Origin of the sequence: Paramesorhizobium deserti (assembly GCF_001558695.1) — a bacterium.
GTDB classification, from domain to species: Bacteria; Pseudomonadota; Alphaproteobacteria; order Rhizobiales; family Rhizobiaceae; genus Paramesorhizobium; species Paramesorhizobium deserti.
Genome location: NZ_LNTU01000023.1, coordinates 505,033 through 518,340, shown reverse-complemented (window position 1 = coordinate 518,340; position 13,308 = coordinate 505,033). Strand labels below are relative to the sequence as shown.

Below are 13,308 nucleotides of genomic sequence, written 5' to 3'. Positions count from 1 at the left end.
AAAGACTTCCTTATATCTTTATCCAATCCCCTTAGTATGGAACCACGCGCATGAACGCCGCCCCTGCATCGAACCCGCTGGCCGATCTCATTGCTGAAAAGGGCGTGCTGCTCGCCGACGGCGCGACGGGCACCAATCTCTTCGCCGCGGGACTTGAGGCCGGCGAAGCGCCGGAGCTCTGGAACGAAAGCAACCCCGACAAGATCAGGGCATTGCACCAGGGCTTCATCGATGCGGGCGCCGATATCATCCTCACCAATTCCTTCGGCGGCACCAGGCATCGCCTGAAGCTGCACCATGCACAGGACCGGGTTTTCGAGCTCAACAGGAAAGCTGCGGAACTCGCCCGCGAAGTCGCCGACAAGGCCGGCCGCAAGGTCATCGTCGCCGGCTCGGTCGGGCCGACGGGCGAGCTGCTCGTGCCGCTTGGGGCGCTGACCTATGAGGATGCGGTCGCGGCCTTCACGGAGCAGCTCGAGGGGCTGAAGGCCGGCGGCATCGATGTCGCCTGGATCGAAACCATGTCGGCGCCCGACGAAATCCGCGCCGCGGCGCAAGCAGCCACCGGGCTCGGCCTGCCTTATGTCTATACCGGCTCGTTCGATACCGCCGGCAAGACGATGATGGGGCTGCATCCCCGGGACATCCACAACGTCGTCGACGGGCTGGGACAAAAGCCGGTTGCGGTCGGCGCCAATTGCGGCGTCGGCGCCGCGGATATCCTGTCGTCGCTGCTCGACATGACCAATGCCGATCCCAATGCGACCGTGGTCGTCAAGGGCAATTGCGGCATACCCGAATTCCGCGGCTCTGAGATCCATTATTCCGGAACGCCTGACCTGATGGCGAATTACGCGCATCTGGCCGCCAATGCCGGCGCGAAGATCATCGGCGGCTGCTGCGGCACATCCTTTGCGCATTTGGCGGCAATGCGCCAGGCGCTCGACAATCATGTCCAGGGCCCGCGCCCGACGATCGAAACCATTGTCGAGACGATCGGCCCGATGCGCAACAAGACCGCCGGAGACGGCAGCGACGCACCGCGCAGGGAGAGGCGCGGACGGCGGGGGTAGAGCAGTTCCTGTTTGGAAGGTCGCTTTGAATAGCGAAGGTCTGTCCCATCGCTGATGGAATGGATCCTCGGGTCGAGCCCGAGGATCCATTCCGGAACGCTTAAAATTTAACTGGAGCCTATAAACGCCACCATATGAAACCGCTGCTGTGCGGCTTCATAGGCATATTCCCGTCCCACCGGGCAAGCGAGCCGGGCAAGGCAGCCGCCATCGCGGCATTCCTTTCCCCCGTTGCTACGCAGATAATCCCGACATGCTTCCACGGCAAAGCCGATACCGTCGAACGCATCGACCGGACACGCTGAGAGACAAGGCTTTGCTTCACACCGCTCGCAGGGATGATCAAGCTCGTCGCGTTCGGGAAAACTGATTTCCTCATCGAATAGCAGCGCGCCCCGATAGGCATGCCAAAGCCCGTAGACCGGGTGGATGAGCAAGCCAAGCGGCGACGGCTTCAACCCTTCCGCCCGTTTCGCCCATTGCTGGAATGGCAGCCACGGCTTATCCGAGGGAAAAACCGCCCTCGCCCCGAGTTGTCTCCCCGCCTCGCTCAGCACTTGTTTCGACCAGCTATCGAGGGGATCGGCGCTGCCCCGACCCTCGTGAGCGCGCCAGCGGGAAAAATGCGGCCAGATTGACGATCCGGCGTGCCCGGCGAGCACCACGCTGCGCGCATGCTCCCGTATCAGGCCGGGCGGTGTATCCTCATCATCACTGAAAACGAAACCGCCGCGCGGAATGAGCCCAAAGGGTCCCAGCGCGGCGGCGATAGAGATGAGCGTGGGGATATTTCTCATCTATTTTCCAAAAGGGAGTAAGGGAATAGGGGAATAAGGGAGTATGTTGCACCAAACATACTCCCCTACTCACTTACTCCCCTACTCCCGTATCCAAGCGCCAGACCTCGTCATGGATCAGAGCGGCCACTTTAGCCCGGCCATCCTCGGGCTTCTTTCATGTAAAGGCGTCGGGCATCGAGGCCTTCTTCTCCGCGATGAAGGCCTTCAGCGCCTCGTCGACCGCCGGGTCGAGATAAGGCGCCTCATAGCTTTCCAGCCAGCGCCGCGCCAGCTCGTTGGCGCGCTGGTCGGCCCGCTTCTCGCCTTCGGCCTGCCATTGTTCATAGGAATTGTTGTCGGCGATCGAGGAGCGGTAGAACGCGCTCTGGAAATTCGCCTGCGTGTGTGAACAGCCTAGATAATGGCTGCCGGGGCCGACCTCGCGGATCGCATCCATCGCCTGGCCGTTTTCCGAAAGATCGACGCCTTCGGCAAATTTTTGCTGCATGCCGAGCTGATCGATATCCATCATGAACTTCTCATAGGAAGAGACCAGCCCGCCTTCGAGCCAGCCCGCCGAATGCAGCACGAAATTGGTGCCAGCGAGCATGGTCGAATTGAGCGTATTGGCGCTCTCATAGGCCGCCTGCGCATCGGGAAGCTTCGAGGCGCAGAGCGAGCCGCCGGTGCGGAACGGCAGGCCCAGACGCCGGGCGAGATGCGCCGCGCCATAGGAGACGAGCGACGGCTCCGGCGTGCCGAAGGTCGGCGCGCCCGACTGCATGGAGATCGATGAGGCGAACGTGCCGAAGATGACAGGCGCGCCGGGGCGGATCAGCTGCGTGAAGGAGGCGCCGGCCAGAACTTCAGCCAGGACTTGCGTCAACGTGCCTGCCACCGTCACCGGGCTCATCGCGCCGGCCAGGATGAACGGCGTGACGATGCAGGCCTGGTTATGGCGAGCATAGACTTTCAGCGCACCCAGCATGGTTTCATCGAACACCATCGGCGAATTGGCGTTGATCAGGCTGGTCAGCACCGTGTTCTGCTCGACAAAATCCTCGCCGAACAGGATCTTGCACATCGCAATCGTGTCTTCGGCCCGCTCAGGCGCCGTCACCGACCCCATGAACGGCTTGTCGGAATAGCGCATATGCGCATAGACCATGTCGAGATGGCGCTTGTTAACAGGCACGTCCACCGGCTCGCACACGGTGCCGCCGGAATGGTGGATATTCGGCGCCATATAGGCGAGCTTCACGAAATTATGGAAATCCTCGATCGTCGCATAGCGGCGGTTGCCGTCGAGGTCGCGCACGAAGGGCGGGCCGTAGACGGGCGCGAACACGGTGGCATCGCCGCCGATCTGCACCGAGCGCTCGGGGTTGCGCGCATGTTGCGTATAGATCGATGGCGCGGTCTTCAGCAGCGACCGGCAAAGCCCTTTCGGGAAATGGACGCGCTCGCCCTTCACATCGGCGCCAGCTTCCTTCCACAGCGCCAGCGCCTCCGCATCGTCGCGGAATTCGATGCCGATCTCTTCCAGAACGGTATCGGCGTTGGCCTCGATCAGCGCCAGCCCCTCCTCGTTCAGCACCTCATAGACCGGCACCTTGCGGGTGATATAGGTAAGCGACTTGCCCGGACCACCACCGGACCGCGCAGCTCGCCTTGCCGCCGCGCCGCCACTTGCGCCGCGTCCGCGGCGTCCGCCGCGCTCTTCACCGGCTTCGACAGATGCTTCCTGGTCCATTTTCTTCTCCTGCGCTTTGATGACGCAGTCTCCCTTTCGCATATACGGATATTTGAACCAACAACCTAATCCCGGCAACCGAAAGAACGTTCCCATGTGCGCCAAACCGTGGCGCGTTGAAGACAATCGACCGATCCGCCCTCACTTGACAATATCTCCTTGCGCTCACTAGGTTTCGGCACGGAATCGGTTTCGCCGGAAGGCGGATGAAAAGGGAACACGGTGCGGTCGGACCATCGACCAAAACCGGGACTGCCCCCGCAACTGTAACCGTTGAGCCTTCGTTCACGATGCCACTGGCCGCGAAAGCGGCCGGGAAGGCGAAGGAAGGCGACGACACGGAAGTCAGGAGACCTGCCTTTTCCGGTCACCCATGCTTGGCCACGGGGTGTGGTCAGGCGCGGTCGTCCGTGGCGGTGACACGAAAAAAGTGTTGCCGCATGCCGGGATGGCCGAGGGGTGGAGCCTGTTCACCAGCAATCTGCCCGTCCAGATCCGCCTGCGGTTTGTCATGAACCTTCGGGGCGAAGCATTTCGCCGCCGATCCATTGGGGGCGGATATGAAAAAAACAATTGCGGCAAGCAGCATCCTTGCATTGATGCTGACAAGCGGAGCGAAGGCGCAGGAAACCAGCGCCGAAACAGGCGAGACCATCATGCTGGCACCGATTCTCGTCACCGCGGGCTTGACGCCGATCGAACAGGAAAAGACCGGCCGGGCATTCACCGTCATCACCGGCGAGGAACTGGAGGCGCGCCAGATCCGCTACGTCGCCGATGCGTTGCGGCAGGTGCCGGGCTTCGCCGTGTCGCGGACGGGCGCGCCCGGCGGCGTCACCCAGGTCCGGGTGCGCGGAGCGGAAGCCAACCAGCTGCTGGTGATGATCGACGGGGTCGAGGTCAACGAGATGTCGAGTGGCGAATTCGATTTCGGCGGCCTCATCGCCGACGATATCGATCGCATCGAAATCCTGCGGGGACCGCAGAGCGCCTTCTGGGGATCGAACGCCATGGCGGGCGTGGTCAATATCATCACCAGGCGCGGCGAGCGCAACGGCTTCACCGTCAAGGGACGCTCGGAAACGGGCACGGACGGTACCTTCCTCGGCGGCCTTTCGCTCAGTGGCGGCGGCGAGAACTACGACATGGCGCTGTCAGGCGCATGGCGCAAAAGCGATGGCTTCAACATCTCGGATTTCGGCTCGGAAAAGGACGGCGACCGCAACGCCACCGTCAACGGTCGCCTGACGCTTGATCTGACGCCGGACCTGACCGTTGAGGGAACGCTGCGCTATGTCGACCGGCGCAACGCCATCGATCCGCAGGATTTCACCTGGGGCAGCCCGACCTATGGCTATGTCGTCGACGGCGACGAGGAAACCGCCGCCCGCGAGTTCTTCGGTTCGCTCAGTGCGACCCATGTCTCGCTCGACGGGGCGTTGACCCAGAAGGCCCGCTTCACCGGCGGCGACATACATCGCGACTATTTCCAGAACGGCGCCCGCACCTCATGGAACGACGGCAACCGCTACACCGCCAGCTATCAGGCGACCTATGCATTCGAAACGCCGGGATTTCTCGGTGCGAGCCATCAGATTACCGGCGGCTATGAGTGGGAACGCGAGACCTTCCTGCCCTCACATCTCGACGAGACGTTCAGCCGCGACACCAATTCGCTCGTGGCGGAATATCGCGGCGAATTCCTCGATCAGCTCTTCCTCAATGCAGGCATTCGCCGCGACTGGAACGACCGGTTCAGCAATGCGACGACCTATAGTCTGAGCGGCGCTTGGAAAATACCGGATACCACGACACGGCTTCACGCATCGGTGGGCACCGGCGTGACCAAGCCGACCTTTTTCGAGCAGTTCGGTTACGTGCCCGATAGCTTCACCGGCAACCCCGATCTCACCCCGGAGAAGAGCCTGGGCTGGGATATCGGCATCGAACACGGCTTCTTCGGCGGCCTGCTGATCGCAGACATCACCTATTTCAACCAGAACCTCACTGACGAAATCATCACGGCCTATGGCGGCGCGCCCGACTATACCTCCACCGTCATCAATGGCGACGGCAAGAGCAGGAGGCAGGGCGTCGAACTCTCCGCCACGCTGAACCTCTTCGACGGCTTCTCGGCAAGCGCGAGCTACACCTATACCGATGCCACGGAGCAGACGTCTGCCGGCGACGAGCGACTTGCCGAGGTGCGCCGCCCCAGGCATTCGGGCGCCGTCAACGCCTCCTATACGTTCCTTGACCAGCGGGCGCGGGTCTTCGGCGAGGTCGTTTTCAACGGAAAGATGACGGATCAGGCCTTCGTGCCGATCCTCCCGCCGCGGGTCACCCTCGACGCCTACACGGTCGTCAACATCGGCGGCAGCTTCAAGGTCAACGAACATCTCGAAGTGTTCGGCCGCATCGAAAATCTCTTTGACGAGGATTATCAGGAGATTTTCAGCTACAACGCGCCGGGGCGCGCCGCCTTTGTCGGGGTCCGCGGCACGTTTTAGCATCTCGCCCCATTCCGGTCGCTTTCGCGTTTTGCGAAGTCGCTTTTAAGCGATGGATTTTTGCCGCTTGCACGATATGTAGGAAAAATGCGATTGGCCCTTTGGGGCTCCAGGTGAGGAATTGCGCTAATGGCCGACGATGAAATCATTCTTTCGGAACTTTCCGACGACGAACTCGTGCAGCAGATGCATGACGATCTCTATGACGGCCTGAAGGAAGAGATCGAGGAAGGCACGAATATCCTTTTGGAGCGCGGCTGGGAGCCCTACAGGGTTCTGACGGAAGCGCTCGTCGAAGGCATGCGCATCGTCGGCGAGGACTTCCGCGACGGCATTCTCTTCGTGCCGGAGGTCCTGCTTTCGGCCAATGCGATGAAGGCCGGCATGGCGATCCTGCGCCCCCTGCTCGCCGCCACCGGCGCCCCGAAACAGGGCAAGCTCGTGATCGGCACCGTCAAGGGCGATATCCACGACATCGGCAAGAACCTCGTCGGCATGATGATGGAAGGCGCCGGTTTCGACGTCATCGATCTTGGCATCAACAATCCGGTGGAAAACTACCTCGCCGCGATCGAGGAGCACCAGCCCGACATCGTCGGCATGTCGGCCCTGCTGACCACCACCATGCCCTACATGAAGGTCGTCATCGACACGATGAAGGAAAAGGGCATCCGCGACGATTATGTCGTGCTGGTGGGCGGCGCGCCGCTCAACGAGGAGTTCGGCAAGGCCGTCGGCGCCGACGCCTATTGCCGCGATGCGGCCGTCGCCGTCGAGACTGCCAAGGATTTCATGAAGCGCAAGCACAACCAGCGCACCGGCACCACGGGATAGGCTGGAACATACAGCCTTGAATCATAAGGGCGATCCCCTTGCAGCGGATCGCCCCGAAACATTCCGTTTTCAGGCAAGGACGCTTGGCATCAGGCCTTTGCGCCCTAAATCCTATTCCACCGTGTCCTGAATGGCCCGAGCGGTGCTTTTGACATCCTTGCCTACGCCGCGCACCGTATTGGCGCAGGCGGCGAGCGAAAATGCGCAGAGAATGGCAACCAACGGCACGATGCGTGACGGTTTCATGGACGGTGTCTCCCGATCTGATAGAATAATGACCATCTGCGGAATCATCATCCGCCGCAAGAGGGTAGCGTGATGAACACGCTTGGCAAGTTGAAGTTTGAGCCGCCGGAAGTGCCCGGCGCGCAGAAGCTGCGGGTGATCGCCTGCGGCATGATCGCGCGTGAAATCCTGGCCATTCGCGAACAGTTCGGTCTGGATCATATCGAGCTGAAGTGCCTCCCCGCCATCTATCATCACTACCCCGACCGGATCGCCCCCGCCGTCGAGCGCGCGATAAAGCGCGCCAGGCGTGAAGGCATCGAGCACATTTATATCGGCTACGCCGATTGCGGCACCGGCGGCGCGCTCGACAATATCTGCGAAAAATACGGCGTCGAACGCATCGCCGGGCCGCACTGCTTCTCCTTTTATGTCGGCAACGAGGCTTTTGCGACCCGCTGGGACGACGACATGACGTCCTTCTTCATGACCGATTTCCTCGCCCGGCAGTTCGAGGCCTTTCTGGTCAAGCCGCTCGGCCTCGACCGTCATCCCGAGCTGCGCGACATCTATTTCGGCAATTATTCCAAGATGATCTATCTCGCGCAGACGGACGATCCCACGCTCTCGCAAAAGGCGGAAGAAGCGGCGGCCTTTCTGGGGCTCGCCTACGAACGCCGCTTTACCGGCTTTGGCGATCTTGTCCCGGCCATCCGGCATGCCGCCGGTGAAAACTGAGGTTCCGATTGCTGATATTCAGGTCATGGCAGGCGAAAATGGTATTTTCCGGGAACCGGAGCGGAATGTACTTTCAGTACATGAGCACCGGAAGCGCAGAAAAACGCCATTTGCAGCCCACCCTCACCTGAATAGAACCCTGTCATTGAAATATCATCATCGACAGGCGATATGCAGGGCATGAACGAAAAGCCTCATCCCATATCCGGACAGGAAATCTCAATGCCGGCACCCATTGGCCCCGGCCACGAACAGCCCTCAGGCTTTTCCGACAGTCGGTCCCTGTCAGAGGTTTTCGAGGCCCTGGCGGAAAAGGCCGAAGGCCCGATAAGCTTCGGCCAGATCGAGCAGGCGCTCTCCGACCGCAGCTTTGCCACGCTCCTCACCTTCTTCGCCCTGGTCAACCTGCTGCCGCTTCCGCCGGGCACCGGCATCATCACCGGCATTCCGCTGGCCCTCATTTCCGGCCAGATGGTGCTGGGCTACGAGACGCCATGGCTGCCGCGTTTCCTGCGCGAGCGATCCATGACGCCGGAGCGCTTCCGCCAGCTCTCGCAGAAAGGCGTGCCGTGGCTCAAGCGCATAGAGCGTTTCATCCAGCCGCGCGTCTGGCCCTTCGCCCGGCGGCACGGCGACCGCTGGCTGGGGCTCCTGACGCTGATTCTCGGCCTTGCGGTCATCTTTCCGATACCGCTCTCCAACTGGCTGCCGGCATTCGCCACCGCCATCATCGGCGCCGCCCTTACCGAGCGCGACGGCATCCTGATGTTCATCGGCATTCTCATCGGCTTCGTCTCCCTCGGCATCATCGCGGCGGTGCTCTTCACCGCCGGAACGCTGATCACCAGATGGCCTTTCTGAACACGCACCGTTGATGACGCAAATACGATAGCGAACCCGCGTCGTTTTTGAGTGGCCCCACGTCGCCGGACAGCAAGCCCGGCCCGGCAATTCCAGCGATGCTTGGCATTATGGAGGATGAAAGAGCATGGCCGACCTCGTTGTCGTCTATTGGCGGGATATACCCGCCCAGGTGATCGTCAAGCAGGGACGCAAGAGCGCGAAGCGCGAATTGCCTCTGCGTTTCACCGAGGCGATCGACATGTGCGCCATGCGCGTCGGAGCACAAGATACCGACGCCTATCTCGCCGAATGGCGGCGCGGAACGCCCATGCCGGCCGGCGACGACCTCGAAGCGGAAGCAGACGCGGCGTTTGCACGCCTCGACAGTGAATACACCCAGGATCGCCTTGTGGCGCTTGTAAAGGCAGGTGGACATGACCGTTCATGAATTGAAATCCCCTCGGGCAAAGACCATGACCCACATCGGCGCATCCATAGAGCTGGCGCCGAAGCAGGCGATCGAATCACAGGACCTGCCGGGCCTGTTTCCCGCCGGCAGCCGGGTTTACATCACCGATATCGGCACCGACACGGTCGACACGCTGACGGCCGCCGCCAGGCGCGTGAGCGATCTTGGCTACAAGCCCGTGCCGCACTTCGCCTGCCGTCGCCTCACGACGAAGGAAGCGCTTGAAACCCGCATCCGCCGCGCGGCTGAAGAAGCCGGCGTTACCGACGTTCTCGTCATCGGCGGCGGCCTTGAGCGCCCGGCCGGCGAGTTCAACTCGACCATGCAGGTGCTTGAAACCGGCTTCTTCGACCGCTACGGCATCACCGAGATGGGTGTCGCCGGCCATCCCGAGGGAAGCCCCGACTTCTCCGAAGCCGTCGCCGTTGAAGCCCTGCGCCTGAAAAAGAATTTCGGCGAGCGCACCGGCGCCAGGCTGCGCATCGTCACGCAGTTCGGCTTCGACGCGGAGCACTTCATCGCCTGGGCCGAAGGCCTGCGTGAGGCCGGCATCGACCTGCCGGTTCATCTTGGCGTCGCCGGCCCTGCCAAGATCACCACGCTCATCAAATATGCCGCGATGTGCGGCGTCGGCAATTCCATCACCTTCCTGAAGAAGAACGCGCTGGCGCTGACGGCGCTCGCCACCACCCATTCGCCGGAAGGCGTCGTCGGCCCGATCGAGCGGCATATGCTCGACAATCCGACGAGCAACATCAAGCAGATCCACGTTTTCCCCTTCGGCGGCATCAAGAAGGCCTCGGAATGGCTCGTTGAACGTGGTACCTGGGATCTGAACACTTCATCGCCTATCGCCGCCGCGCAATAAGGGAAAAGACACATATGACCCGCACCATCGTCGCCTCCGCGACCCGCGAAATCGTCATCGGTTTCGACCAGCCCTTCTGCGTGATCGGCGAGCGCATCAACCCGACAGGGCGCAAGAAGCTCGCCGCCGAAATGGTTGCAGGCAATTTCGAGACGGTCATCAAGGACGCGCTGGAGCAGGCAGCAGCCGGCGCGACCATGCTCGACATCAATGCCGGCGTCACCGCCGTTGATCCCAACGCGACGGAGCCGGCTCTCCTGGTGCAGACGCTCGAGATCGTCCAGGGTCTGGTCGACCTGCCGCTTTCGATCGATTCGTCGGTGAGCGCGGCCATCGAAGCGGGCCTCAAGGTTGCCAAGGGGCGTCCGCTGGTCAATTCCGTGACAGGCGAGGACGAGAAGCTCGAGGCGATCCTGCCGCTCATCAAGAAATACGATGTTCCCGTCGTGGCGATCTCCAATGACGAGACCGGCATTTCCGAGGATCCGGACGTGCGCTTCGAGGTGGCCAGGAAGATCGTCCAGCGCGCCGCCGACTACGGCATTCCGGCGCATGACATCGTCGTCGATCCGCTGGTCATGCCGATCGGCGCGATGGGCACCGCCGGCCTGCAGGTGTTCCGGCTGGTGCGGCGCTTGCGTGAGGAGCTTGGCGTCAACACCACCTGCGGCCTCTCCAACATTTCCTTCGGCCTTCCGCACCGCCATGGCATCAACGCCGCCTTCATCCCGATGGTCATCGCCAGCGGCATGACCTCGGCCATCATGAACCCCTGCCGTCCGCAGGAGATGGAGATGGTCCATGCGGCGAATGTCCTGAACGGCACCGACGCCAATTGCGGCAACTGGATCATGAAATATCGCGATCATCAGCCGGTCCACGCCGCCAACGCCAATTCCGGGGCTTCCGGCCAGGCGGCGGCGCCGGCCGGAAACGGTGGCAATGGCGGCCGTCGCCGCGGCGGACGCGAGGCTCGGCGCGGGGCTACCGCCTGAGACATTCGGCGGCCCGCTTGAATGCAAGGGCCGCATGAATGATATGTCGGTGATATGAAGACGGGGGACAGGATCGGCCCTCGTCTTTTTGCTGCAGGAGTTTCGATCGTGAATGCGCCAGTGAAAAGTCCTGATGCATCGGCCCGGCAGGCGCTCGTCCTCTTCATGCCCTCGGGCAAGCGCGGGCGTTTTCCGGTTGGCACCCCGATCCTCGAAGCCGCGCGCTCGCTTGGTGTCTATGTCGAGAGCGTCTGTGGCGGGCGCGCCACCTGCGGGCGCTGCCAGGTCGAGGTGCAGGAAGGCCGCTTCGCCAAGCACGGCATCACCTCCTCAAGCGACCATATCTCCACCATCGGCCCGAAAGAGCAGCGCTATGCCGAAAAACGCGAGTTGAAGCCGGGCCGCCGGCTCTCCTGCTCCGCCACTATTCAGGGCGATCTCGTCGTCGACGTGCCGCAGGACGTGCAGGTCAATGCGCAGGTCGTGCGCAAGGATGCGGACACCCGTGTCATCGAGCGCAATCCGGCCGTCCACATGTGCTATGTCGAGGTCGAGGAGCCTGATATGCACAAGCCGCTCGGCGATCTCGACCGGCTCAAGGCGGCGGTCGAGAAGGACTGGGGCTACAGGGATCTGCAGGTCGATGCTTACCTGCTCCCCCAAGTCCAGCAAATCCTGCGCAAGGAAAAATGGGGCGTCACCGCCGCCATCCACCAGGATGATGAAACAGGTCGTCCGACGCTGATCGCGCTCTGGCCCGGCCTCAAGAACGAGGCCTATGGCATCGCCTGCGATATCGGCTCGACCACCATCGCCATGCACCTCTCCTCGCTGCTTTCCGGACGCACGCTTGCCTCGGCGGGAGCTGCCAACCCGCAGATCCGCTTCGGCGAGGATCTGATGAGCCGCGTTTCCTATGTCATGATGAACCCGGACGGGCGCGAGGCGATGACGCTGGCCGTGCGCCAGGCGGTGAACGGCCTGATCGACAAGGTCTGTACTGAAGGCGGCATCGCGCGGGAAGATATCCTCGATGCGGTCTTCGTCGGCAATCCGATCATGCACCACCTCTTCCTCGGCATCGACCCGACGGAGCTTGGCGGCGCACCCTTCGCGCTCGCCGTCTCCGGCGCGGTGCATCTGAAATCCGCCGATATCGGTCTGCCGATGAATTCCGGCACCCGCGTCTACATGCTGCCCTGCATCGCCGGCCATGTCGGCGCAGACGCCGCCGCCGCGACGCTTTCGGAAGGCCCGCATAGGCAGGACGAGATGATGCTGCTCGTCGATGTCGGCACCAATGCCGAGATCGTGCTGGGGAACCGGCAGCGCACCGTCGCCGCCTCCTCCCCCACCGGCCCGGCCTTCGAGGGCGCGGAAATTTCCGGCGGCCAGCGCGCCGCCCCCGGCGCCATCGAGCGCGTGCGCATCGACCCAGAGACGCTGGAGCCGAAATTCCGCATCATCGGCGTCGAGCAGTGGTCGAACGAGCCGGGCTTCACTGAGGCCGCCGCCCGCACGGGCATTACCGGCATCTGCGGCTCGGCAATCATCGAAGTGATCGCTGAAATGTACCTAGCCGGCATCATCTCGGAGGATGGTGTCGTCAACGGCGCGCTTGCCGCCCGCTCTCCGCGCATCGCCGCCAATGGCCGCACCTTCTCGTATCTGCTCCACGACGGCAGCCCGCGCATCGCCATCTCGCAGAACGATGTGCGCGCCATCCAGCTCGCCAAGGCCGCGCTCTATGCCGGCGTGAAACTGCTGATGGACAAGCTCGGGATAGACCATGTCGACCAGATCCGCTTCGCCGGGGCATTCGGCTCGTTCATCGATCCGAAATATGCGATGGTGCTGGGCCTGATCCCGGATTGTGAACTGGAAAACGTCAAGGCGGTCGGCAATGCGGCCGGCACCGGCGCGCGCATGGCGCTTCTCAACCGCGATTACCGCCGCGAGATCGAGGAAACCGTCCGTCGCATCGAGAAGATCGAAACCGCGCTGGAGCCGAAATTCCAGGAGCATTTCGTCCATGCCATGGCGATCCCGAACAAGGTCGATCCCTTCCCCAAGCTCTCCATGGCGGTGAAGCTTCCCGAGCGGAAGCTGGATGGCGAAGGCTCTGCCGGGCCGGGAGACGGCGCCCCCCGCCGCCGCTCGCGCGAGGAACGGGCTGCGAGAAGGAACAGGGGGTAGGTGGTTTCGTTTTAACGGAATCGCT

Annotated in this window: 12 protein-coding genes and 1 riboswitch; of the genes, 9 read left to right on the top strand and 3 right to left on the bottom strand. The window is 62.4% G+C overall.

Going from position 1 to position 13,308, the window contains the following annotated elements; translation table 11 throughout:
• The first annotated feature begins 50 nt into the window (after positions 1–50).
• The gene (gene bmt, locus ATN84_RS15355) at positions 51–1,073 is read left to right on the top strand and encodes a betaine--homocysteine S-methyltransferase (RefSeq protein ID WP_068882501.1); all 1,023 of its coding nucleotides are present in this window, start codon (positions 51–53) and stop codon (positions 1,071–1,073) included.
• A gap of 107 nt (positions 1,074–1,180) precedes the next feature.
• Here the strand turns inward: bmt and ATN84_RS15350 are convergent, their stop codons facing one another.
• Entirely contained in the window at positions 1,181–1,870 is a 690-nt protein-coding gene (locus tag ATN84_RS15350; RefSeq protein WP_068882500.1) for a 4Fe-4S dicluster domain-containing protein, read from the bottom strand.
• Positions 1,871–2,027: 157 nt separating this feature from the next.
• On the bottom strand, positions 2,028–3,605 hold the full coding sequence (locus ATN84_RS15345; RefSeq protein ID WP_068882499.1) for a trimethylamine methyltransferase family protein: 1,578 nt from the start codon (positions 3,603–3,605) through the stop codon (positions 2,028–2,030).
• A 170-nt stretch (positions 3,606–3,775) separates the two neighbouring features.
• Positions 3,776–3,981: riboswitch (cobalamin riboswitch) on the top strand.
• 184 nt (positions 3,982–4,165) lie between these two features.
• Here ATN84_RS15345 and ATN84_RS15335 point away from each other — a divergent pair.
• Both ATN84_RS15335 and ATN84_RS15330 read left to right on the top strand, forming a co-directional pair.
• Positions 4,166–6,115, top strand: a complete 1,950-nt coding sequence (locus tag ATN84_RS15335) for a TonB-dependent receptor plug domain-containing protein (RefSeq protein ID WP_082766308.1) — start codon at positions 4,166–4,168, stop codon at positions 6,113–6,115.
• Between the two features lie 129 nt (positions 6,116–6,244).
• Positions 6,245–6,949, top strand: coding sequence for a corrinoid protein (locus ATN84_RS15330; protein ID WP_068882496.1), 705 nt, complete (start codon positions 6,245–6,247; stop codon positions 6,947–6,949).
• Between the two features lie 111 nt (positions 6,950–7,060).
• Here the strand turns inward: ATN84_RS15330 and ATN84_RS15325 are convergent, their stop codons facing one another.
• The gene (locus ATN84_RS15325) at positions 7,061–7,195 is read right to left on the bottom strand and encodes an entericidin A/B family lipoprotein (protein WP_068882495.1); all 135 of its coding nucleotides are present in this window, start codon (positions 7,193–7,195) and stop codon (positions 7,061–7,063) included.
• A gap of 72 nt (positions 7,196–7,267) precedes the next feature.
• Here ATN84_RS15325 and ATN84_RS15320 point away from each other — a divergent pair, with 72 nt between their 5' ends.
• From ATN84_RS15320 to ATN84_RS15295, 6 genes are all read left to right on the top strand, one after another.
• A complete protein-coding gene (locus ATN84_RS15320) occupies positions 7,268–7,912 on the top strand; it encodes a DUF1638 domain-containing protein (protein ID WP_068882494.1) in 645 nt (214 codons plus the stop codon).
• Positions 7,913–8,134: 222 nt separating this feature from the next.
• The gene (locus ATN84_RS15315) at positions 8,135–8,773 is read left to right on the top strand and encodes an exopolysaccharide biosynthesis protein (protein WP_068882695.1); all 639 of its coding nucleotides are present in this window, start codon (positions 8,135–8,137) and stop codon (positions 8,771–8,773) included.
• A gap of 127 nt (positions 8,774–8,900) precedes the next feature.
• Positions 8,901–9,203, top strand: coding sequence for a virulence factor (locus ATN84_RS15310; protein WP_068882493.1), 303 nt, complete (start codon positions 8,901–8,903; stop codon positions 9,201–9,203).
• A 25-nt stretch (positions 9,204–9,228) separates the two neighbouring features.
• Positions 9,229–10,092: a methylenetetrahydrofolate reductase gene (locus ATN84_RS15305; RefSeq protein ID WP_082766307.1), complete on the top strand. Its 864-nt coding sequence runs from the start codon at positions 9,229–9,231 to the stop codon at positions 10,090–10,092.
• Positions 10,093–10,106: 14 nt separating this feature from the next.
• A complete protein-coding gene (locus tag ATN84_RS15300; RefSeq protein WP_068882491.1) occupies positions 10,107–11,087 on the top strand; it encodes a methyltetrahydrofolate cobalamin methyltransferase in 981 nt (326 codons plus the stop codon).
• Between the two features lie 165 nt (positions 11,088–11,252).
• Positions 11,253–13,283 (top strand): ASKHA domain-containing protein, encoded by a 2,031-nt coding sequence (locus tag ATN84_RS15295; protein WP_244491108.1) that lies wholly within the window; start codon positions 11,253–11,255, stop codon positions 13,281–13,283.
• Positions 13,284–13,308 lie beyond the last annotated feature (25 nt).

Coding starts and splice junctions, on each gene's coding strand:
- bmt (WP_068882501.1), top strand. CDS start 51: ATGAACGCCGCCCCTGCATCGAACCCGCTGGCCGATCTCATTGCTGAA.
- ATN84_RS15350 (WP_068882500.1), bottom strand. CDS start 1,870: ATGAGAAATATCCCCACGCTCATCTCTATCGCCGCCGCGCTGGGACCC.
- ATN84_RS15345 (WP_068882499.1), bottom strand. CDS start 3,605: ATGGACCAGGAAGCATCTGTCGAAGCCGGTGAAGAGCGCGGCGGACGC.
- ATN84_RS15335 (WP_082766308.1), top strand. CDS start 4,166: ATGAAAAAAACAATTGCGGCAAGCAGCATCCTTGCATTGATGCTGACA.
- ATN84_RS15330 (WP_068882496.1), top strand. CDS start 6,245: ATGGCCGACGATGAAATCATTCTTTCGGAACTTTCCGACGACGAACTC.
- ATN84_RS15325 (WP_068882495.1), bottom strand. CDS start 7,195: ATGAAACCGTCACGCATCGTGCCGTTGGTTGCCATTCTCTGCGCATTT.
- ATN84_RS15320 (WP_068882494.1), top strand. CDS start 7,268: ATGAACACGCTTGGCAAGTTGAAGTTTGAGCCGCCGGAAGTGCCCGGC.
- ATN84_RS15315 (WP_068882695.1), top strand. CDS start 8,135: ATGCCGGCACCCATTGGCCCCGGCCACGAACAGCCCTCAGGCTTTTCC.
- ATN84_RS15310 (WP_068882493.1), top strand. CDS start 8,901: ATGGCCGACCTCGTTGTCGTCTATTGGCGGGATATACCCGCCCAGGTG.
- ATN84_RS15305 (WP_082766307.1), top strand. CDS start 9,229: ATGACCCACATCGGCGCATCCATAGAGCTGGCGCCGAAGCAGGCGATC.
- ATN84_RS15300 (WP_068882491.1), top strand. CDS start 10,107: ATGACCCGCACCATCGTCGCCTCCGCGACCCGCGAAATCGTCATCGGT.
- ATN84_RS15295 (WP_244491108.1), top strand. CDS start 11,253: ATGCCCTCGGGCAAGCGCGGGCGTTTTCCGGTTGGCACCCCGATCCTC.